This window comes from Sphingobacterium deserti (genome assembly GCF_000757725.1).
GTDB classification, from domain to species: Bacteria; Bacteroidota; Bacteroidia; order Sphingobacteriales; family Sphingobacteriaceae; genus Sphingobacterium; species Sphingobacterium deserti.
On the sequence record NZ_JJMU01000023.1, the window covers coordinates 1 to 20,448 of the forward strand.

The following is a 20,448-nucleotide window of genomic DNA, read 5'->3' on the forward strand; positions in this document are numbered from 1 at the left end:
CACCAAAATAGGTCTGAGGCGCCACGTCCGGTAAGCACCCTTCCGCCACGATTGCCCCCACCACCGTTTTTTGAAATAATGGATATGATAATAAGGACCACTATGATAATAACTACAAAGGGAATGCCGCCCCCCTCATCCTTGCGGTTATTCTTTCTAGGATCGGCTTTATACTCTCCTTTTGTATAGGAAATTATCGCATCGGTTGCCCGATTTAAGCCTTCGTAGTAATTCTGTTGCCGAAAATAGGGCGTAATTTCGTTCTTTATAATCCTATAAGTTATCACATCTGGTATTGCTCCCTCCAGCCCATATCCTGTCTGAATAGTTACGGCTCGATCTTCGAGCGCCGCGAGTAGCACAATGCCATTATCGCTTTTTTTTGTACCAACGCCCCACTTCTTAGCCAATCGAACCGCATAGTCAGCTATTTCGTAGCCGCCTGTCGTTTTTATCAATACCACCGCTATTTGAGTAGATGTACTATCTTCAAAGGCTAATAGTTTGTTTTCCAGCGCTTGCACCTCATCAGCACGCAGTGTGCCAGTATAGTCCGTAACCAAATGATCTGGAGCAGCTGGCAGATCTTGAGCCTTTAAAAAAAGTACAGATAGCCACGATGCCAAGTAAAAGAAAACGAGCTTCTTTTTATTCGGTAATAAATCTCTTAGTACATGCATTAATTTTTTCCAAAATAAATATCATCAGGAAGTTCGTTGACATCATCTGGACGACTAGGAAAAAACCGCTGTAGCTGTTCTCCAGCATGGTGAATGCCGGCAACCAGTCCATCTGCTAAACTACCTGCTTTAAAGAATGTGGCCATTTGCTCTTTCGTTTCATTCCAAAAGTCATCGCCTACCTTTGTATTGATTCCACTATCACCGATGATTGCAAAGGCATGATCATCAACGGCCAAATAGATTAACACGCCATTTTTAAGAACTGTTTTGTCCATATCCAATTTCCGAAAGTAATAGATAGCGCCTTCTATCGCCGACGCCCCAGCCAACTTCTGATCTACCACCAAGCGAATTTCACCTGAGGTTTTACTTTCTGCCACACTAATGGCTTGTACGATACGTTCTTGTTCGCTAGTTGTGAATATATCCGTCATCTTTCAACAAAAAATGGCTGAAACGGCGTTAGCAATGAATAAGCCAACGCCGCTCATCTTATGTATGTATCTTATTAAAACGCTACGGTTGGTGCCTTATCCGATCCTTCTGTCGCCTTGAATGTTCCTTTTGCTTTGAAACCGAATATACCTGCCATGATGTTGTTCGGGAAGCTACGTACTGTGGTATTGTAATCCTGTACGGCATCATTAAAAGCTTTGCGCTCCACCGATATCCGGTTCTCTGTGCCCTCTAGTTGCACCTGCAGTTCTTGGAAGTTTGCGTTGGCCTTAAGGTCAGGATAGGCCTCTACGCTAACCAGCAATCTGCCTATAGATTGAGACAACGCGTCCTGTGTTTGCTGGAAGCCTGCTATTGCCTCATCAGAAAGATTTGACGGATCTACGTTTACAGATGTCGCTTTGGCGCGAGCCTCAACAACCGCGGTTAAGGTTCCTTCCTCATGCTGCGCTGCCCCTTTTACAGTAGCAACTAAGTTAGGGATAAGATCTGCGCGACGTTGATAGGCATTTTCTACTTGCGCCCATTTCCCCTTCACGTTTTCATCTTTCGAAACCATCGTGTTATAACCACAAGAGCTGAAAGAAAGAGCGGTGAACAGTCCAACAAAAACAATGAGTAATCTTTTCATGTGCAAAATTTTAATCTATTTTTTATAAAAATAACAAAAATGTTCAATAGTAAAAAGTATTAAACAAAGCGCATACCAAGCTTAAGAAAGAGGGCATTTTGACAGACAATGCTTAACTTTGCAGGGTTTTGGGATAAAAACCCAGCCCACCTATATGCAAAAAGAAATTGAAATAGCGTTAGCGCCCGAGCACATTCACGACAACAACTACCTCCTTGATATGGCTAGTAAGAAGCTGAATATCGAGAAGAGTCGTATAAAAGGGCACCACATTATAAAGCGATCAATCGACGCCCGCGGTCGTCAAGTTCGTTACCGGTTGCGTGTGGTATTTTTTATTGACGAGGACACGGCACCTACTATCCTAGCTTCCGATATAAAAAAAGTGCACGATGCGCCGTCCGTGATTATCATCGGTGCGGGGCCGGCAGGTTTGTTTGCAGCATATCGTTGTCTGGAGAGGGGACTAAAACCCATTGTTTTGGAACGAGGGAAATCTGTAAAGGATCGGCGGCGGGATTTAGCCCTTATAAATCGGGAAGGCGTCGTTAACCCCGAATCGAACTATTGCTTTGGAGAAGGTGGAGCCGGTACATATTCAGACGGGAAGCTTTATACGCGGTCTAATAAGCGGGGCGATGTACAGAAGGTATTACAAATTTTTGTAAAGCACGGCGCCACAGAAGATATCCTTGTAGATGCGCGTCCGCATATCGGCACAAACAAGCTCCCTCATATTATTGAAGATATGCGCCATACGATTCTTGAGCATGGCGGAGAGATCAGATTTGACTGTCGGGTTGATGATATTCTGGAAGCATTCGGAAAAGTCAAAGGGGTGCAGACAAGCCAAGGGGATAGGATACTTTCCGATCATGTCATCCTCGCGACCGGACATTCTGCTCGCGATATATTTCATCTATTCCGACGCAAGAGTTGGTTGGTAGAAGCTAAACCATTCGCATTAGGGGTTCGTATCGAACACCCGCAGGACATTATTGACCGCGCACAGTACCATTGTTCTACACGACATGAAAACCTTCCGCCAGCTTACTACAGCTTGGTCGAGCAGGTTAATAACCGCGGTGTATTCTCTTTTTGCATGTGCCCGGGAGGTATCATAGCGCCCTGCGCTACAGCGCATGAGGAAATTGTCGTTAACGGTTGGTCGCCCTCCAAACGAAACAATCCACACGCTAATTCAGGCACGGTAATTCAGGTAAACTTAGAAGATGTGCCGCACGCAGATACAAATCCTTTCGCGCTGTTGGAGTTTCAACACGATATAGAGCAGCGGGCCTTTCGCGCCGGCGGCGGGCAGCTAGTCGCTCCAGCGCAACGCATGGTTGACTTTGTACAAAACCGGCTTTCTAACGACTTACCGGATAACTCCTACAAACCGGGAACCAAAAGTGCTGACTTGAGCGAGATCCTTCCGCCATTTGTTCACGAAGCATTACGAGGCGCTCTTCCGATATTCGGAAAGAAAATGAAAGGGTACTATACCAACCAGGCTGTTCTTGTGGGAGTAGAATCGAGAACCTCATCACCTGTGCGTATACCTCGTGATAAAGATAACCTTCAACATCCAGAAGTTGCCGGTTTGTATCCATGTGGTGAAGGTGCGGGTTATGCCGGCGGTATTGTATCCGCGGCTATTGACGGGATAAATTGTGTGGATGCGATTAGGATTTAAAGCCAAATTAATATTGTACGCCGGAACTTTTTGAATACTCCGCATATAGTCCTTCCGAGGGTACAAATTAATTTTAAAAACCTGTTGACACATATTCAGTAAATTGGTACCTTTGTACCACAATCAGCGAAAGTAGCTCAGTTGGTAGAGCACAACCTTGCCAAGGTTGGGGTCGCGAGTTCGAATCTCGTCTTTCGCTCACATTAAGCCCTCCTAATGGAGGGCTTTTTTTATGATCTATGTTGATCGCTTGAAAATATAGACATCTGGGATCATATTTTAGATTACATACAAAAAGCGTTCGGGATATCCGAACGCTTTTACTATTATCAAATGTAAGGTGTAAATTAACTTGCCTTGGCCTCGAGACCTGCAGCGACTAAATTTTCCACATAACTTCTAACCGTCGGGTTTGAGAAACGCGATGTGACATCGAAGGCAAAGGCGTGCACCAATAAAATGCGTGCAGACTCTTCCCCAATTCCTCTTGCACGAAGATAGAACAAGGCCTCATCATCAAACTGCCCCATCGTACAACCGTGCGAACACTTTACATCATCGGCAAAAATCTCCAATTGCGGCTTGGTGTAAACCGTGGATTTATCGCCAATCAACATATTGTTATTTTGTTGGAATGCATTTGTTTTTTGCGCGTCTTCGCGAACAAAGATTTTCCCGTTGAATACCGCCGTTGACTCATCTTGCGGAATATTTTTATACCACTCGTAAGATTCGCAATGCGGCTTCATATGGTCTACAATAGTATGATTATCGACAAACTGCTTACCTGATGTTAAATTGACACCATACAAGTGCGATTCTACATTTTCTGCGTCTAATCTCACATTGATGTTATGCCGTATAAACGAGGCTCCCGGTAAATTGCAATTGTAATTATTGTAAAGGCTATGTTGCTCTTGATAGACTTCCGTATGATGAATATAATTACTACTACTTTCTGATACCTGAAGATAATAATGCTGCATCTTCGCATTTTCCTGCAACACGATTTCCGTAACTTTTGTATTCAGGTTTTTAGCCGCGCCATTGTTCGTTATGAAAGACTCGACAACTTCAATTTCTGCGTTTTCTTCCAGTACAATGAGGTTACGAGTTTGCGAGAAAAAGTCTGTATCCCCTGCTGCAACATGTATGATGTGCACAGGCTTAGCAACAACTTTATTCTTTGATACGGAAATATATAATCCCGCATGTTGCAAAGCCGTACTTAACTGAACAAATATATTATCTGACTTATCTGCATGCTGCGCGTAATGCTTTTGAAAATTCACTTCGCCATGCGCGTCTGCTATCGTTTTAACGACCAGCCCTGTTTCTTCATCCAAGGTTGATAAGGCTGGGGAAAATTGACCGTTCACCAACACTATTCGGTAAGCCTCAAGCTCTGGGATCACCGCTTTGCTAATATTGATGTCGTTAGGTATCTCAGCCTCGGTATCCAGTACGTAAGCTGTACTAATGAGGCTATGTAAATTTGTGTATTTCCACTCTTCGTTCTTTACAGTCGGGAAGCCTTCCTTTTGAAAACGATCAAAGGCGACCTGCCGCAATGAAACAAGTTCAGCGGGCTCTTGTGCGTTTGCAATCTCTTGAAACGAAGAAACCAACTGTGGATATAATGAATCTGCAACTAATGTACTCATGCTATTTTTTATCAATCCGCTACTAAAGTTATCCATAGATAAATTTTGTTATGCGGTTTGCGTATCGTATTCTTTTAACCAATCGTATCCTTTTTCTTCCAATTCCAATGCAAGCTCTTTGGGTCCAGTTTTCACAATGCGACCATTATAAAGCACATGTACGAAATCAGGAACGATATAATCCAAAAGCCGTTGATAGTGTGTTATGACAACAAAAGCGTTATCCTTAGACCGTAATTGGTTTACGCCGTTCGCCACTATACGTAAAGCATCAATGTCCAATCCCGAATCGGTCTCATCCAAAATCGATAACTTAGGGTTAAGCATAGCTAGCTGGAAGATTTCGTTCCGCTTTTTCTCACCGCCAGAGAACCCTTCATTTAAAGAGCGATTAGCCAAGTTTGCAGAAAATTCCACCAACTTTTGTTTGTCTTTTACGGTTTGTAAAAATTCTTTTGCTTCCATCGGAGGCAAACCTTTATACTCGCGGATATCGTTTACTGCAGTTTTTAAGAAATTGATATTTGAGACTCCCGGAATTTCCACAGGATATTGAAAGGCTAGAAAAAGACCTTCACGTGCACGATCTTCTGGTGATAAATCTAGAAGATCAATGCCATCCAATAATGCAGTACCTTCGGTTACTTCGTAAGAATCACGACCGGCTAATACATTTCCTAATGTGCTTTTGCCGGCACCGTTCGGTCCCATTATTGCATGAACTTCTCCTGCTTTAACTTCTAAATTTAATCCCTTTAATATTTGTTTGTCCTCTATAGACGCGTGCAAATTATTGATTGATAACATTCTATTCTGTATTGCTTACGAACGACGTCGACAGCCGACGCCTCCTCGTTAATTATTAAAATTTAACCTACTGATCCCTCTAAGGATATCGCTAAAAGCTTTTGCGCTTCGACGGCGAATTCCATCGGTAACTGGTTTAAGACTTCTTTCGCGTAACCGTTCACGATCAAACCTACGGCTTTCTCAGAATCGATTCCACGTTGATTCAAGTAGAAAACCTGGTCTTCACCGATTTTTGATGTGGTGGCTTCATGCTCCAGTTTCGCCGTCCGGTTTTTGTTTTCTATATATGGAAACGTATGTGCTCCACAGCGATCACCGATCAGCAGCGAGTCGCACTGCGTGAAGTTTCGCGCTCTATCTGCATTTGGCCCTATTTTTACCAAACCGCGGTAGCTGTTGTGGCTTAATCCTGCCGAGATTCCCTTGGAGACGATCTTTGACCGAGTGTTTTTCCCTAGGTGTATCATTTTAGTTCCCGTATCTGCCACTTGCTTGTTGCGTGTCATCGCTACGGAATAGAACTCACCGACGGAATTATCACCTTTCAAAATCACTCCTGGGTATTTCCAAGTTATCGCAGAACCTGTCTCCACTTGTGTCCAAGATATTTTGGCGTTATCGCCCTTGCATATACCGCGCTTGGTTACAAAATTATAGATCCCCCCTTTTCCATCTTTATCCCCAGGGTACCAGTTTTGCACCGTAGAATATTTGATTTCTGCATCGCGCTCGGCTATCAATTCCACCACGGCAGCATGCAATTGATTTTCATCCCGCATGGGCGCTGTACATCCTTCCAAATAGGATACGTAAGACCCTTCATCGGCAACGATTAACGTGCGTTCGAACTGCCCTGTATTTTGTGCATTGATTCGGAAATAGGTAGAAAGCTCCATCGGACAGCGCACTCCTTTAGGAATATACACAAAGGATCCATCGGAGAAAACAGCAGAATTTAATGCTGCATAGATGTTATCCGTTTGAGGAACAACAGTTCCCAAATATTTTTTTATAAGTTCCGGATACTCCTGAACAGCTTCGCCGAACGAACAGAAGATGACCCCTTGTTCTTTAAGCTTTTCACGAAACGTTGTTTTGACGGAAACCGAATCGAATACAGCATCCACCGCTACGACACCAGCCAAGATCTTTTGCTCATCCAAAGGGATGCCTAGCTTTTCGAATGTAGCCAATAATTCCGGATCCACTTCGTCCATGCTCTCCAACTGCTTCTTCGCTTTTGGCGCGGCGTAGTAAGAAAGCTCCTGAAAATCCACTTCTGGATTTTTAAAGTTTTGCCAAGCTGGCATCTTCATGGTTAAAAAATGGCGAAACGCTTTTAGGCGCCATTCCAACAACCATTCAGGCTCATTTTTTTTTCCGGAAATTAAACGTATTGTATCTTCATTGAGCCCCTTAGGAGCAATTTCCATTTCTATATCGGTCGTAAAACCGTATTTATATTCTTCGAGTTCTAACTCTTTTAGTAATTCGTCGTCTTTGGTACTCATTTCTCTTCCCCTTTTTTTAATCGGCGATTCCTACCTTATTTTGGACTACAAAGATACGATTTAATATACAATTAACGGTATCGCGCTCTGCCATAAATAAGCCATATCAGCAAAAAAAATGATATTAGTCTCTTTCTAACTGTATGATCTCCTATCCAATAAAATGCTTTTTTACATTCCCATGATTTCAGATAATCTTACATTATAGCAATCTTATATTAACATAAATTTTATCTATGGGCATCATGGAAGATAGCGCACTTTCAATCAAAATAAAATTTCGTATATTTACAGATTGTAAAATTAAATATTCGATTTAAGTAGATACGAAAAATGCCTTACCAACCGGATAAAACTGATCTAAAAATCTTGAAGTTATTACAAGAGAACGGCAGGATAACAAATTTACAGCTAGCTTCGAACATTGGATTATCGCCTGCGCCTACATTGGAGCGCGTGCGTAAACTCGAGAATTCTGGCTTTATCAAAAGTTATCATGCATTTGTTGATGAAGAGAAATTGGGGCTGGGCATAAAATCTTTTATTCAGATATCGTTGGATTTCCACACCCAAAATGCCATACCCGAATTTGTAGAGGCGGTAAAGCTGATTCCCGAAGTTACCGAGTGTCATCATGTGACGGGAAATTGTGATTTCATTCTTAAGGTTTACGTGAAAGATATAAAAGCATACGAAACGGTGATCATGGAAAAAATTTCAAAAATCCCTTTCGTAAAAACGTTTCAAACAATGATGATCATGTCGACAAGTAAAAAAGAACCTATTGTGCCTCTAGCATATTAAATTAAGAATTGATGCGATTTAACCAAATGGAATATAACGATTTGGCTTTGATTCTGACATGGCCTGATGCGACAATAAGAGGTGACGAAAAATGGATGATGTTTTTCAAAAAAGTAGGCATTGTCAAAAACTTGAATTTTAAAGTTGGCCACACAGGTATTGTCATCCTTAAACGAGATACGGGAGAAATGCTTTTTTATGATTTTGGACGCTATATAACGCCCCGCGGTTACGGTCGCGCTCGTTCAAAATTTTCAGACCCACGTTTAGAAATTAAATTTAGGGCGACTTTTGACGGGGAGGATATAGAAAATCTTGAAGAGATCATTGTTCATTTTGAGGAGTTAAAAAATGCGATGTATGGCGAAGGGATTCTTTACTTCTCTATCGCAGATGGTATAAACTTCGAATTAGCCAAAGCTTATGGTGATGATTGCGTTCACCAGGGAACTTACCCTTATGGCGCAGTAGCAAAAAATAACAACAACTGCTCCCGTTTTATCACGCGTATGCTCATGAAAGCGTCTCAAAAATACCGTTGGAATCATAGCATAAACTTTCCGGAAACAATTAAAGCGAGCCCGATAAGCAATGTGGTAAATGCCGTTTCTAATAGGATGATTTATTCGTTTACACTGGAGCAAGGCTTAAAACATTTTAAGATGAATCGTTGGCAATCTTTTGCTTTTCTTCTTAGAAAGCTAGGCGATAATGTCAACCGCAAAAAGGCTTCTTGCTTACCAAATGACTTGATTATCGGTTACATGCATTTCCCGTCAAAACCAATCAGCGTGCCTAAAGATGCGCAATATTTGGGCGGCGTGGGGGATGGAGCTTGGTTTTGCGTGCATGCTACTACCGAAGATAAAGTGATTATTAAACGGTTTACGTCGAAGGGCGATCTGGAATACGTGGTTTTGGGGGAACCGATGGAGCCCATCAACCTAGCGGAATCTTTTGAAGTTACTTACGATAGTCATCTATTATTCACACACATCAAGCAACTGGGTCGTAAGATTCGTATAAACCATATCCAAAAGCTTGACATAACAGACTTTCAATACAAAGGTTTGAAAGAACGGTACGCTTAAACCTGCCAGTTAATTGTTGGTTTGGACGCTGCGGCTAAGTATTCATTGGCTTTGGAAAAGTGCTTGCTCCCGAAGAACCCGCGGTAGACGGATAGCGGCGAAGGGTGCACCGATTTTAAAATTAAATGCCGCTTGGCGTCTATTAAAACGGCTTTCTTCTGAGCATAGCTTCCCCAAAGGATAAAGACCACATTGTCTAATTTTTGGGATACCGCATGGATAATTTGATCTGTAAATTCCTCCCAACCTTTCTTTTGGTGTGATGCAGCTTGATGAGCACGTACAGTCAGTGTAGCATTTAGCAGCAGTACACCTTGCTTTGCCCATGCGGTGAGATCGCCCGATGTCGGGATTGCGAAGCCGGGAATATCCGTAGCAAGCTCTGCATAAATATTTCGCAATGATGGAGGTAACATGATTCCCTTCGGAACAGAGAAAGACAGCCCATGCGCCTGACCGTCGTTGTGGTAAGGATCCTGTCCGAGAATAACGACCTTGACATCTTCAAAGGCTGTAAGCTTAAATGCATTAAAAACTAAGTTTTCCGGAGGAAAAACCAGCGAGTTCTTCCGTTCCTGCTGAACAAACATGGACAATGTTCGCATAAAGTCTTGCTTTAGCAACGGTTTCAAGATAGGCTCCCAGCTCGGATGATAACGTTCTGACATACAACAAATGTACAATTTTACAATTTTATAAGCTAAACGAGTTGTATAAGCTCTAAAATAACCGGATATTTGTGGCTAAATTCATCTTTAAAGAAACATCAATATGTCGAATATAGTTCGAATAATCCTTAGCAGTTTGCTGCTCATCGGGACAGTAGTACTCTTTTGGTTTGGACATTGGGGCTTAGGTATCTTAGGCATTTTATTCACTATACTGGCTTGGGTCACGGTATTTTTTAATGAAAACATGCTGCTCGCGCAGTGGTTTTTGCGTAAGGAAAATATGCCAAAGGCGGAAGCCTGGTTAAAACGAATCACAAATTATGAAAAGCAACTAATTTCTGCGCAACACGGTTACTACCACATGCTGTTAGGAATTATTGAGTCACAGCGTGCCCCATTACAATCCGAGAAGTTTTTCAAAAAAGCGCTTACTCTTGGCTTACATATGGATCATAATATTGCGTTGGCAAAACTTAGTCTTGCGGGTGTAGCTATGGCGAAGCGTAATAAGCGAGAAGCAGAAAAATTACTTGCAGAAGCTAAGAAGGCAGATAAAAATAAGTTGCTAGCAGATCAAATCAAAATGATGAAAGATCAAATGTCGATGATGGACAAACAACAGTTTCGTTATTCGCGATAAAGAAGGTGGCAAGCAGGTTGCTATGTCCTTATGCTAATACATACAAGAGGTGGAGCTACAGCTCCACCTCTTGCGTTATAAATTTCCCGTCTTCCCCGCTATCTTCAAATACAAGAAGCAGCTTTTTCGGTTTCTCACCTGTCCAATCTGCATACTTTATAGTCAACGGTACTGGCACGTTTTCTTCGAACAAATAGTGCAGATAATTTTGCTTATCGGCGATATTGATTGTTACCCGACCCATTTTCATTAAAGTATATAGATGCTGTTCTCCTTTCTCGTCAAGCACTTGCGTGGCGTAGGTGTTCAGCTTAAATTCACGTTGATCCATTTGATAAGAGATTAAAAATAATTCTACCGTCAATGTATCCGTTTCGGCATTAAGGTTTACGCTTTTTACGTCGATTTGGATGTCATCTGACACCTTATTTCCCTCAGTTTCCTGGGCGAACAATTGGCATCCAAACAGAAAGAAAACTGGGAGTATGTACCACTGTAATACCTTCATAGTTTTATCTCAAACGATCTGCAGATTTAATCAATTTTTCGTCCTGACGGATACCGCCAATGGCCATTGCTAAAAAAATAATAGCTACCGGCAGCAAGAAGAAGCCCACCCCAATATTTCCTGCCTGAATTCGTTGGGAAATGGTGTCTAAAACACTGCTTGCTGAGAAAAACATCCACACGCCTAAAAGTACGATCAACGCGATGGCTATTCCAACGAATAAAATTTGCTTCTTTCTATTTCTAAATAGAAAAACAGTAACTAAGGGCAGCGCGGCAACTATACCTGCTAAAATGGCCTGAAAGATCGAACTACTCTCGCGGCTCATCTCATTATTTAATGACGAATATGTCCCTGTCACAAAAATCTGCTTCCCAAGTCCTACCAAATCAATAAAGCTAACATAAGGAAAGACGAACAGTCCCAGTAATGTGATCGAAGCGGCCAATAACCATAGGGTTTGAATACGTTGAATCATAATCTTATTTTAAAACAGCACAACAAATATACTATAAACATTAAAAAATCCAATTTGATTGCGCGATGGCCGCTTTAATTTTGTTAGCCGCTATCGACATCGCGCTGCTGGGTAATGGAATTGTTAGATTGTATTTTAACCAGAGCAGCATAAGGGACTTTTAGCTACATTTGCACCGTGGAAAGTAGCATGCAACGTTTTTTTCTGGAGGTGGTTTATGATGGCACGAACTATCACGGGTGGCAGGTTCAAGACAACGCGATTTCTGTACAGCAAAAGCTTAATGAAGCGTTGAATAAGATTTTGCGCACAACGGTTGAGACTGTAGGTGCAGGCAGGACTGATACCGGCGTGCATGCGAAACAACTTTATTTGCACTTTGATGTAGAAGAAGACCTAATCAAGGATGAAATTCGTTTTCTGCATGCGCTAAATTCCTTGTTGCCTACAGACATTGCCGCGCATCGCTTACTTGCGGTACACAAGGATGCGCATGCACGATTTGATGCCATAGCGCGATCTTATGAATATCATATCCATTTTGGTAAAGATCCTTTTCTGTTAAACAAATCGTGGCAGCTGCGCGAATTACCAGATGTATCAAAAATGAACGACGCGGCGAAGCACTTGCTTGGAACAAAGGATTTTGGCTGTTTTTCAAAAAGTAATACACAGGTTTTCACCAATATCTGTACAATAACGCGAGCAGAATGGGTTTTTGAGCGGGGGCAGTTGGTTTTCCATATAAGCGCCGATCGCTTTCTTCGCAATATGGTACGGGCCATAGTGGGCACGCTACTTGATATCGGGCTAAAAAACAAACCGGCGGCGTCTATTGTTGACGTTATCAACAGTAAAGATCGGTCAAAAGCGGGCACATCCGTTCCGGCCCATGGCCTTTACCTAACAAAAGTAATTTATCCTTATATAAACGAACATTGAGCGAACAAAAAATATCTGGCAAAACTTACGACAGTAAGCTATTAAAAAGAATGGCTTACTATATGCGTCCCTACCGAGGCATCTTTTGGGCATCCGTTGTTTTGACCGTATTATTAGCGGCTGTAGCTCCGGCGCTGCCCCTACTTATTGAATACACGCTGGATAACTACATTTTAAAGTCAGATTCATCCGGGTTGACAATGATGTTAATCGCTATGATGGCTTTACTTATCGGTCAAACAGTCATTCGTTATTACCATACATTAGCAACGAACGTGCTTGGTCAAAATGTTATTCGCGATATTCGTATACAGGTGTTTAACCACATCACCAACCTACGGCTAAAATATTTTGATAACACACCACTGGGCAAGCTTATTACACGTACAATATCCGATCTGGAAACGATATCCAATATCTTTTCTCAGGGATTGATACAAATCATTGGCGACTTGCTTCAGCTGGTTGTCATATTGGGCGTGATGCTTTATACGGACTGGAGCTTAACACTAATTGTACTTATTCCTATGCCACTTATGGTATGGGCAACTTATATTTTCAAAGAATCGATGAAGTCTGCATTCGTCGACGTTAGAACATGGGTTTCCAATTTAAACACCTTCCTGCAGGAACATATAAGTGGTATGGCTATCATCCAATATTTCGCCCGTGAAAATCAGGAGATGCGGAAGTTTGATAACATCAATCAGAAACATCGTGATGCGCACATCCGCGCCAATTGGTATTTTTCTATCTTCTTCCCGGTATTGGAGATTATCTTGGCTATTGCCACGGGTCTTTTGGTCTGGTATGGATCGAAGCAGATTTTAGCAAATGCTATATCACCAGGTGTCGTGGTGGCATTCCTGATGTATATCAATATGATCTTTAGGCCCATTCGGGAGCTTATTGACAAATTTAATACGTTACAAATGGGTATGGTGTCCGCTGAACGTATTTTTGAAGTATTGGACACGGATGCTTTCACCCCAAATACAGGCACGCATACCGCTGAGCATGTAGATGGAAGAATAGATTTCGAACATGTGTGGTTTGCATACAATGATGAAAAATGGGTTTTAAAGGATGTTAATTTCAGTGTTAAGCCTGGCGAAACGCTTGCTCTAGTAGGTGCAACGGGCGCGGGAAAATCTTCTACAATCAATATTCTCAGTCGCTTTTACGAAATACAGAAGGGTACTATCCGACTAGATGGAACAGATATACGGGAATACGAACTGAGTCATTTGCGAAATCATATTGCAACAGTTTTGCAGGATGTTTTTCTATTTGCCGATAGTATCTTCAACAATATCACATTGCATAATCCAGCCATCACGCGCGAAGAAGTCATCCATGCTGCCAAGAAAGTGGGAGCCTATTCTTTTATCATGCGATTGCCTGGAGGTTTTGACTACCAAGTTCAGGAGCGTGGCGCAACACTATCATCAGGCCAAGCGCAATTGATATCATTCATACGGGCTTTGGTGCATAACCCGACTATTTTGATTTTGGATGAAGCAACCTCCTCCATTGATACAGAAACGGAGATTTTGATACAAACAGCTATCGATAATATGATGCAAGGACGTACCGCAATCGTGATTGCCCATCGCCTATCAACCATTCAAAAAGCGGATAAGATTATTGTCTTTGATAAAGGAGAAATAAAGGAAATCGGCACGCACAGTGAATTGCTGGCAATAGATGGCTATTACAAAAAATTGTATGAGCTGCAGTTTAATTCGCTCAGTATATAGCTAACAGCCCCATCACTTATTTGTCGCCTTTATTGCACAAGATTTGTGATGGAGCTGTTTTAATTTGTGCCTAGTTAACCTATTTTTTGAGGAACGATGACAGGCTACTAGGACTTGATATCTTAGTTAGGATGGATCATCTCATGGATTTGTCGCATATAAAATCCCTCATTCATCGATTTCGTAAAGTCTATCCATTCTTCATGTGTAAAGGTGAATATAATCTCCCGAACAGGTGTATTCAATACGATTCGGGCGATTCCATCGGGGAACCGGAAAAATTCTTCAACACCCATTTTCTCTTTGATCACATTCCAGAAGCAACTGTATTGTTGTGCATCAAACGTTAACAAAAACGTCTGGTGCCAGATGTAACAATTTCCGCAATGCTGGCAGTAGCTCACTGTTGTTGTTCCGTTTTTGCTAAGTATAATGGATTGACACATGTTATTTTTATTTAGAACAAATATAAATAATGATAGAGAAATAGCAAATTCTTTTTTAAGAACTTTTTATAAAAGCCCTGCTATTCCGATGATGCCAAACATTTCAGGTGAGAAAACAGGGGGATGTGGGGATTCGTTTGCATATTTAGCTATGGCGCAAACGGGAAAATAGGGATAGGGAGCAATCTAAAAACAAAAGATCGGAAAAAATTTCCGATCTTTTTATGTGGACAAGTTGTGCTTGTAAGGCGTTAATTTAATCCTCGCTTTTTCATTAAGTATACCGGATTTGGATCAGCACCCCGGAATGTACGATACATCTCTGCAGGATTGCCCGTTCCTCCGCGTTCCAAAATATTTCTTCGGAATGAAGCGGCAGTTCCAGCATCATAAAGCGATTTCTCTTTGAATGCAGCAAATGCATCGGAATCTAACACTTCCGACCAGATGTATGCGTAGTAACCCGATGAATATCCGCCAGCGAATATATGCTGAAAATAGGTACTTCTATACCGAGGAATAATTGCGTCAATCAAGCCAATTTTTTTCATTGCTGCTGTTTCAAAAGCATTAACATCGGCAGGAATAGGGCTTGTGGCTGCGTGATAGGTTAGGTCTAAAAGGGATGCTGCCAGATATTCTACCGTAGCAAAGCCTTGATCAAAGGTGCCTGCTTTTTCCATTTTCGCAATTAACGAATCTGGAATAGCTTCTTTCGTTTTGTAATGTTTCGCGTATGACTTTAACACCTCCGGATCTGCAGCCCAGTTTTCCATGATCTGCGAAGGCAATTCTACAAAATCACGAGGAACGGACGTACCTGCTAAACTTTTGTATTTCACGTTAGATAACAGTCCGTGAAGTGCGTGGCCAAATTCGTGGAATAATGTCGTTGCCTCATCAAATGTAAGCAACGCTGGATCATCGCCTACGGGTTTTGTAAAGTTACATACGATAGAAATTACAGGTGCAACACGTTTGCCATCTTTTCTACCTTGTGGGCGGTAGGATGTCATCCAGGCTCCGCCTCTCTTGGATTCTCTTGGGAAAAAGTCTGCGTAGAGCAGTCCAAGGTGCGAGCCATCGTTATCTTTTACTTCGAAAACTTTCACATCGCTGTGGTATGTTGGCACATTGTTCAATGCAATGAATGTCAAACCGTATAATTTATTTGCTGTTGCGAAAGCTCCTTCAAGTACAGACGGCAGACTAAAATAAGGTTTAATCTGGGCTTCATCCAATGCAAAACGAGACATGCGGATTTTTTCCTGATAATAGCGCCAATCGTAGGGTGCAACGGTAAACGTATCCTTTGCCAGTGCAATTTCCTGCTGTATGTCAAATGCTTCTGCCTTCGCTTTTTCCAATGCCGGTGCCCATATTTTGTTTAACAAGGCATATACATTAGTTGGGTTTTCAGCCATTGACTCTTCTAAAACATACGCCGCATGCGAGGAGTAGCCCAATAACTTAGCCTTGTTTTGACGTAGGTTGGCAATTTCCACCAGCACCTTTTTATTATCATTTTTGTTATCGTTATTGCCTCTTTTCTGGTACGCTTCCCAAATGTTCTTGCGTAAATCTCGGTTATCGGCATATTGTAAGAACGGCATCACCGAGGGATTCTGTAATGTAAATACCCATTTTCCTTCTTTGCCTTTCGCTTTCGCTTCATCGGCGGCTGCAGAAATCAATCCCTTGGGGAGACCTGCAAGATCTTCCTCTTTATCAATAACCAATTCAAAGGCGTTACTTTCCGTTAAAAGGTTTTGTCCGAATTCGGTTGTTAAAACAGAAAGTTGCGCGTTTATCTTTTTGAGTTTCTCTTTGTTTTCCGATGTAAGGTTTGCTCCTGAGCGAATAAAGCCTTTATAGGTTTCTTCAAGCAATTTGGAATCCTCGGCGTCTAAGTTAAGTGCTGTCCGCTTTTCGTATACCGCTTTTACCTTTGCAAAAAGCTTTTCATTTAAAGATATTTCATCAGAGTGGGCCGAAAGTATTGGCGCCATATCTTTGTCGATAGCCTGTATAGAGTCATTGGTATTGGCACTATTCAAGTTACCAAACACCGTACGCACACTAGACAATAAACTTCCCGCATTTTCAAGTGCTAGGATTGTATTATTGAAAGTAGGCTCTTCATTATTATTGATGATGGAGTCGATTTCTAAATTATGTTGTGCAATAGCTGCTTTGAATGCCGGACGAAAGTGCTCATCCTTGATTTTATCAAATGGCGGAACTTGAAATGGTGTATCGTAGTTGAGTAGTAATGGATTATCTGTTTGTTGCGATGTGTTTTGATCTTGACAGCCTACTACAACCGCTGCAATGACCAAGCAAAGGGGTAAGAATTTGTTTTTACTCATTACTTCTATTTAAATTTCGGAACAAAGATAATAATTCAAGGCTGGTAAATACAAAAATCAAGGAGAATCTCTCAGGAACCAAGCTGTGTACTCCCTATCAAGCAGTAACTTGGCTTCATTTTTGAATATTACAGAAACAGGATTGTTACCTGATAGCATGCTAGAAAATTAAAGAAAAAAGATATGATTGGAATAGTAGGAGGTGTCGGTCCGCTTGCTGCACTTGACATCGCAACAAAAATTATTGAAGAGACACTGACGGAGACAGAGCAGGATCATCTCCCTGTATTGCTGCATTCGCAGCCGCAACTTATTGTTGATAGGGCAGAATATCTATTAGGGAAGGTTGCTGAAAATCCAGCGTACGCGATAGCAAATAGTATTTTGGAGCTTGAAAAGGAGGGAGCTACAGTCGTAGCGATGCCCTGCCATGCAGCGCACGCCCCGCGTATCTTCGAAGTTGTCGAAGAGGAGCTGGTCAAGGCCGGTAGCCGTGTTCGCTTACTTCACTTGGTAGAAGAAACAGCGCAGTTTATCCAGCACGAAGGAGGCGTTTCTTCTGTTGGCATTTTAGCTACAGCTGTCACAAAGAACAGCGGTTTGTATCGGAATAGTCTTTCCAAGCATGATTTGCAAGCTATAGAACCGGATGAAGAGCTGCAAGCCAGGATTGAAGCAGCAATTGCTGATCCTACCTACGGTATTAGAGCGGTATCGTCGCCGGTGAGTAACCGCGCCCGACAAGAAATTATCAATGCAATAACAGATTTGAAAAAAGCGGGAGCGCAATCGATTATTATGGGTGGCACGGAATTCAATCTTGCATTACATGAGAAAGAAAGCGATGGACTGCCGCTTATCGACCCGAATAGAATTCTTGCTCGCGCGCTTATTCGGGAATTTGCGCTCAACAAACTACGGGGATTATCTATATGATATAGGTTTTAAGAACTTTGTTTGCTGTGGATGTATTAAAATAACGTACTCCACCAATTTTTTTTAATGCCTACATACCATGACCCTTGCTCTTGTTTGGTAGGATAAACCTGCACAAAGTTATTTTGTCCAACATCTCCTTTACCTGACTTGAAATCAAAACGATGCCTGTGATAAGGGCACACCAGCTTCTGTTCTTCGCACCAACCCTGCGACAGATCCGCGCCAGCGTGTGGGCAGCGTGCCGCTGTGGCGTAAATTTGACCTTGTGACAACAACAAGCAAAGAGTTTTGCTGCCTACCTTGATTTTTAAAATTTCTCCCTCCTTTTTTGGAGGAACAATAACATGCCATTCCAACCTATCCATCTTTAAAGATAGAAAACTGGCACCAAAAGTAAAAGGAGCCTCAGACAACTGAAGCTCCTTTCAATTTTATATTTTTTAGCGTTTAATTAGATTTGTCTAAAACCTAAATAGGCGCTATAGATTACTGGAATTTTTTCGCGTTAATTTTACGATCACCTTCAGAAAGGTAAATCTTACGCAAACGCATAGATTGCGGAGTAACCTCGATGTATTCATCTGCTTGAATGTATTCCATACATTCTTCCAAAGAGAATTTAATTGCCGGTGCGATACGCGTGTTATCATCTGAACCAGACGCACGCATATTTGTCAATTGCTTCCCTTTAGTGATATTGATCGTTAAATCGTTGTCGCGGATATGCTCCCCTAAGATCTGTCCTTCATAAATATCCACACCTGGATCCACGAAGAAGCGACCACGATCTTGCAATTTATCGATAGAGTACGCTGTAGTAGATCCTGTATCCAAAGAAATCAATACACCTGCTAAACGGCCTGGGATCGTCCCTTTCCATGGCTCATAGCCTTTCAAACGGTGGGCCATTACAGCTTCACCGGCGGTAGCTGTCAACACATTATTCCGTAATCCGATAATACCACGTGAAGGGATAGAAAACTCTAAGTGTTGCATTTCGCCTTTCGATTCCATGATCAATAGTTCGCCCTTACGCTGCGTAACCAACTCGATCACTTTACCAGATACATCACCCGGTACGTCTACCACCAATTCTTCTATTGGCTCGCATTTTACACCGTCAATCTCTTTGACAATTACTTGTGGCTGACCCACCTGTAGTTCATAACCTTCGCGGCGCATTGTTTCGATCAATACCGACAAGTGAAGGATACCACGGCCGTAAACCAACCAAGCGTCTGGAGACTCCGTAGGGACTACACGCAGGGCAAGGTTTTTCTCTAACTCTTTTTGTAAACGATCGTATATGTGGCGGGATGTTACAAATTTACCTTCTTTACCAAAGAATGGTGAGTTGTTGATGGTGAACAACATATTCATTGTTGGCTCATCAATATGCATCACCTCTAGTTGTTCAGGGTTCTCAAAATCGGCAATGGTATCACCGATTTCAAAACCTTCGATACCAACAACAGCACAGATATCACCTGCATGAACCTCTGAAACTTTTATACGGCCCAAACCTTCGAACACTTGCAATTCCTTCACACGTGACTTTACAATTTTCCCATCACGTTTTACCAATGAAACAGGTTGGTTTTCTTTGATAACCCCACGTGCAATACGGCCGATAGCAATACGACCAACAAATGTTGAGTAGTCTAATGAAGTAACTTGCATTTGCAACGTACCCTCAGACACTTGTGGTGCTGGAATGTGTTCCAAGATAGCGTCCAATAGATCTGTGAAGTCTGTCGTTGGCTTTTTCCAGTCGGTAGACATCCATCCTTGTTTAGATGAACCGTATAATACCGGGAAATCCAATTGCTCTTCTGTCGCCCCTAAGTTGAAGAACAAGTCAAAAACGTTCTCATAGACCTCATCTGGACGACAGTTCTCTTTATCGACTTTATTGACGACAACGATAGGCTTGATACCTAAACCAAGTGCTTTACCTGTTACAAAACGTGTTTGCGGCATCGGACCTTCAAAAGCGTCAACCAAAAGTACAACACCATCAGCCATTTTTAACACGCGCTCTACCTCACCACCGAAATCGGCGTGACCAGGCGTGTCAATAATATTGATCTTGACATCCTTATATTTTACCGATACGTTTTTGGAAACGATAGTGATTCCACGCTCACGTTCCAAATCGTTATTATCTAAAATTAGTTCACCAGCATTCTCGTTCTCACGGAATTGATTAGTGAAATATAAAATCTTATCAACGAGGGTAGTTTTACCGTGGTCAACGTGTGCGATAATCGCAATATTTCTGATGTTTTGCATTGAGCGATACTGTATTATAAAAAATTCGAGGTGCAAAGATAATTATTTTGCACCTCA

At 42.0% G+C, this 20,448-nt stretch carries 21 protein-coding genes and 1 tRNA gene; 9 read left to right on the top strand and 13 right to left on the bottom strand.

Going from position 1 to position 20,448, the window contains the following annotated elements; translation table 11 throughout:
* The 3 genes from DI53_RS07020 to DI53_RS07030 form a co-directional block, all read right to left on the bottom strand.
* A partial coding sequence (locus DI53_RS07020; RefSeq protein ID WP_037497130.1) for a TPM domain-containing protein occupies window positions 1-680 on the bottom strand: 680 nt, incomplete at its 3' end.
* On the bottom strand, window positions 680-1,117 hold the full coding sequence (locus tag DI53_RS07025) for a TPM domain-containing protein (protein WP_037497132.1): 438 nt from the start codon (window positions 1,115-1,117) through the stop codon (window positions 680-682). The genes DI53_RS07025 and DI53_RS07020, both read right to left, overlap by 1 nt.
* Before the next feature lie 74 nt (window positions 1,118-1,191).
* A complete protein-coding gene (locus DI53_RS07030) occupies window positions 1,192-1,770 on the bottom strand; it encodes a LemA family protein (protein ID WP_037497133.1) in 579 nt (192 codons plus the stop codon).
* Between the two features lie 154 nt (window positions 1,771-1,924).
* On the opposite strand from DI53_RS07030, the gene DI53_RS07035 reads away from it, so the two are divergent.
* A complete protein-coding gene (locus DI53_RS07035) occupies window positions 1,925-3,466 on the top strand; it encodes an NAD(P)/FAD-dependent oxidoreductase (protein WP_037497135.1) in 1,542 nt (513 codons plus the stop codon).
* Window positions 3,467-3,592: 126 nt separating this feature from the next.
* Window positions 3,593-3,665: transfer RNA gene (locus tag DI53_RS07040), tRNA-Gly, on the top strand.
* A 148-nt stretch (window positions 3,666-3,813) separates the two neighbouring features.
* On the opposite strand, the gene sufD is transcribed toward DI53_RS07040, so the two are convergent.
* From sufD to sufB, 3 genes are all read right to left on the bottom strand, one after another.
* Window positions 3,814-5,130 (bottom strand): Fe-S cluster assembly protein SufD, encoded by a 1,317-nt coding sequence (gene sufD, locus DI53_RS07045; protein ID WP_241462389.1) that lies wholly within the window; start codon window positions 5,128-5,130, stop codon window positions 3,814-3,816.
* Between the two features lie 48 nt (window positions 5,131-5,178).
* Entirely contained in the window at window positions 5,179-5,937 is a 759-nt protein-coding gene (sufC, locus tag DI53_RS07050) for a Fe-S cluster assembly ATPase SufC (protein WP_037497139.1), read from the bottom strand.
* Between the two features lie 62 nt (window positions 5,938-5,999).
* Window positions 6,000-7,451: a Fe-S cluster assembly protein SufB gene (sufB, locus tag DI53_RS07055; RefSeq protein ID WP_037497141.1), complete on the bottom strand. Its 1,452-nt coding sequence runs from the start codon at window positions 7,449-7,451 to the stop codon at window positions 6,000-6,002.
* A 333-nt stretch (window positions 7,452-7,784) separates the two neighbouring features.
* On the opposite strand from sufB, the gene DI53_RS07060 reads away from it, so the two are divergent.
* Together DI53_RS07060 and DI53_RS07065 are read left to right on the top strand one after the other, a co-directional pair.
* Window positions 7,785-8,255: an Lrp/AsnC family transcriptional regulator gene (locus tag DI53_RS07060; protein ID WP_037497143.1), complete on the top strand. Its 471-nt coding sequence runs from the start codon at window positions 7,785-7,787 to the stop codon at window positions 8,253-8,255.
* Window positions 8,256-8,266: 11 nt separating this feature from the next.
* Entirely contained in the window at window positions 8,267-9,346 is a 1,080-nt protein-coding gene (locus DI53_RS07065) for a DUF6695 family protein (protein WP_037497145.1), read from the top strand.
* Here DI53_RS07065 and ung read toward each other — a convergent pair.
* Window positions 9,343-10,014, bottom strand: coding sequence for a uracil-DNA glycosylase (gene ung, locus DI53_RS07070; protein WP_037497147.1), 672 nt, complete (start codon window positions 10,012-10,014; stop codon window positions 9,343-9,345). The genes DI53_RS07065 and ung overlap by 4 nt on opposite strands.
* Before the next feature lie 103 nt (window positions 10,015-10,117).
* Between ung and DI53_RS07075 the strand changes: the two genes are divergently transcribed.
* Complete coding sequence (locus DI53_RS07075; protein WP_037497148.1) at window positions 10,118-10,657, top strand: tetratricopeptide repeat protein; 540 nt, start codon at window positions 10,118-10,120, stop codon at window positions 10,655-10,657.
* A 55-nt stretch (window positions 10,658-10,712) separates the two neighbouring features.
* Here DI53_RS07075 and DI53_RS07080 read toward each other — a convergent pair whose 3' ends face one another.
* Window positions 10,713-11,165 (bottom strand): hypothetical protein, encoded by a 453-nt coding sequence (locus tag DI53_RS07080; protein WP_037497149.1) that lies wholly within the window; start codon window positions 11,163-11,165, stop codon window positions 10,713-10,715.
* 4 nt (window positions 11,166-11,169) lie between these two features.
* On the bottom strand, window positions 11,170-11,643 hold the full coding sequence (locus DI53_RS07085; RefSeq protein ID WP_037497150.1) for a DUF4293 domain-containing protein: 474 nt from the start codon (window positions 11,641-11,643) through the stop codon (window positions 11,170-11,172).
* A gap of 189 nt (window positions 11,644-11,832) precedes the next feature.
* Between DI53_RS07085 and truA the strand changes: the two genes are divergently transcribed.
* Together truA and DI53_RS07095 are read left to right on the top strand one after the other, a co-directional pair.
* Window positions 11,833-12,585 (top strand): tRNA pseudouridine(38-40) synthase TruA, encoded by a 753-nt coding sequence (gene truA / locus DI53_RS07090; protein ID WP_241462390.1) that lies wholly within the window; start codon window positions 11,833-11,835, stop codon window positions 12,583-12,585.
* Window positions 12,582-14,345 carry an ABC transporter ATP-binding protein gene (locus tag DI53_RS07095; protein WP_037497152.1) on the top strand — a complete coding sequence of 588 codons (1,764 nt, stop codon included), beginning with the start codon at window positions 12,582-12,584 and terminating at the stop codon, window positions 14,343-14,345. The genes truA and DI53_RS07095 overlap by 4 nt, the downstream gene beginning before the upstream one ends.
* Before the next feature lie 122 nt (window positions 14,346-14,467).
* On the opposite strand, the gene DI53_RS07100 is transcribed toward DI53_RS07095, so the two are convergent.
* A complete protein-coding gene (locus tag DI53_RS07100) occupies window positions 14,468-14,791 on the bottom strand; it encodes a hypothetical protein (protein WP_037497153.1) in 324 nt (107 codons plus the stop codon).
* Between DI53_RS07100 and DI53_RS20270 the strand changes: the two genes are divergently transcribed.
* A complete protein-coding gene (locus tag DI53_RS20270; protein WP_157836754.1) occupies window positions 14,790-14,963 on the top strand; it encodes a hypothetical protein in 174 nt (57 codons plus the stop codon). The genes DI53_RS07100 and DI53_RS20270 overlap by 2 nt on opposite strands.
* Before the next feature lie 79 nt (window positions 14,964-15,042).
* On the opposite strand, the gene DI53_RS07105 is transcribed toward DI53_RS20270, so the two are convergent.
* Window positions 15,043-17,160, bottom strand: a complete 2,118-nt coding sequence (locus DI53_RS07105; RefSeq protein WP_037497154.1) for a M3 family metallopeptidase — start codon at window positions 17,158-17,160, stop codon at window positions 15,043-15,045.
* 183 nt (window positions 17,161-17,343) lie between these two features.
* Between DI53_RS07105 and DI53_RS07110 the strand changes: the two genes are divergently transcribed.
* Window positions 17,344-18,096, top strand: coding sequence for an aspartate/glutamate racemase family protein (locus DI53_RS07110; protein WP_037497155.1), 753 nt, complete (start codon window positions 17,344-17,346; stop codon window positions 18,094-18,096).
* 35 nt (window positions 18,097-18,131) lie between these two features.
* Here the strand turns inward: DI53_RS07110 and DI53_RS07115 are convergent, their stop codons facing one another.
* Both DI53_RS07115 and typA read right to left on the bottom strand, forming a co-directional pair.
* Window positions 18,132-18,464: a Rieske (2Fe-2S) protein gene (locus DI53_RS07115; RefSeq protein WP_052072163.1), complete on the bottom strand. Its 333-nt coding sequence runs from the start codon at window positions 18,462-18,464 to the stop codon at window positions 18,132-18,134.
* Window positions 18,465-18,585: 121 nt separating this feature from the next.
* Complete coding sequence (typA, locus tag DI53_RS07120; RefSeq protein ID WP_037497156.1) at window positions 18,586-20,391, bottom strand: translational GTPase TypA; 1,806 nt, start codon at window positions 20,389-20,391, stop codon at window positions 18,586-18,588.
* Between the last annotated feature and the right edge of the window lie 57 nt (window positions 20,392-20,448).

Bases quoted from the DNA above. Each gene is read 5' to 3' on its own strand.
- DI53_RS07025 (WP_037497132.1), bottom strand. From the start codon at position 1,117: ATGACGGATATATTCACAACTAGCGAACAAGAACGTATCGTACAAGCC.
- DI53_RS07030 (WP_037497133.1), bottom strand. From the start codon at position 1,770: ATGAAAAGATTACTCATTGTTTTTGTTGGACTGTTCACCGCTCTTTCT.
- DI53_RS07035 (WP_037497135.1), top strand. From the start codon at position 1,925: ATGCAAAAAGAAATTGAAATAGCGTTAGCGCCCGAGCACATTCACGAC.
- sufD (WP_241462389.1), bottom strand. From the start codon at position 5,130: ATGAGTACATTAGTTGCAGATTCATTATATCCACAGTTGGTTTCTTCG.
- sufC (WP_037497139.1), bottom strand. From the start codon at position 5,937: ATGTTATCAATCAATAATTTGCACGCGTCTATAGAGGACAAACAAATA.
- sufB (WP_037497141.1), bottom strand. From the start codon at position 7,451: ATGAGTACCAAAGACGACGAATTACTAAAAGAGTTAGAACTCGAAGAA.
- DI53_RS07060 (WP_037497143.1), top strand. From the start codon at position 7,785: ATGCCTTACCAACCGGATAAAACTGATCTAAAAATCTTGAAGTTATTA.
- DI53_RS07065 (WP_037497145.1), top strand. From the start codon at position 8,267: ATGCGATTTAACCAAATGGAATATAACGATTTGGCTTTGATTCTGACA.
- ung (WP_037497147.1), bottom strand. From the start codon at position 10,014: ATGTCAGAACGTTATCATCCGAGCTGGGAGCCTATCTTGAAACCGTTG.
- DI53_RS07075 (WP_037497148.1), top strand. From the start codon at position 10,118: ATGTCGAATATAGTTCGAATAATCCTTAGCAGTTTGCTGCTCATCGGG.
- DI53_RS07080 (WP_037497149.1), bottom strand. From the start codon at position 11,165: ATGAAGGTATTACAGTGGTACATACTCCCAGTTTTCTTTCTGTTTGGA.
- DI53_RS07085 (WP_037497150.1), bottom strand. From the start codon at position 11,643: ATGATTCAACGTATTCAAACCCTATGGTTATTGGCCGCTTCGATCACA.
- truA (WP_241462390.1), top strand. From the start codon at position 11,833: ATGCAACGTTTTTTTCTGGAGGTGGTTTATGATGGCACGAACTATCAC.
- DI53_RS20270 (WP_157836754.1), top strand. From the start codon at position 14,790: ATGTTATTTTTATTTAGAACAAATATAAATAATGATAGAGAAATAGCA.
- DI53_RS07100 (WP_037497153.1), bottom strand. From the start codon at position 14,791: ATGTGTCAATCCATTATACTTAGCAAAAACGGAACAACAACAGTGAGC.
- DI53_RS07105 (WP_037497154.1), bottom strand. From the start codon at position 17,160: ATGAGTAAAAACAAATTCTTACCCCTTTGCTTGGTCATTGCAGCGGTT.
- DI53_RS07110 (WP_037497155.1), top strand. From the start codon at position 17,344: ATGATTGGAATAGTAGGAGGTGTCGGTCCGCTTGCTGCACTTGACATC.
- DI53_RS07115 (WP_052072163.1), bottom strand. From the start codon at position 18,464: ATGGATAGGTTGGAATGGCATGTTATTGTTCCTCCAAAAAAGGAGGGA.
- typA (WP_037497156.1), bottom strand. From the start codon at position 20,391: ATGCAAAACATCAGAAATATTGCGATTATCGCACACGTTGACCACGGT.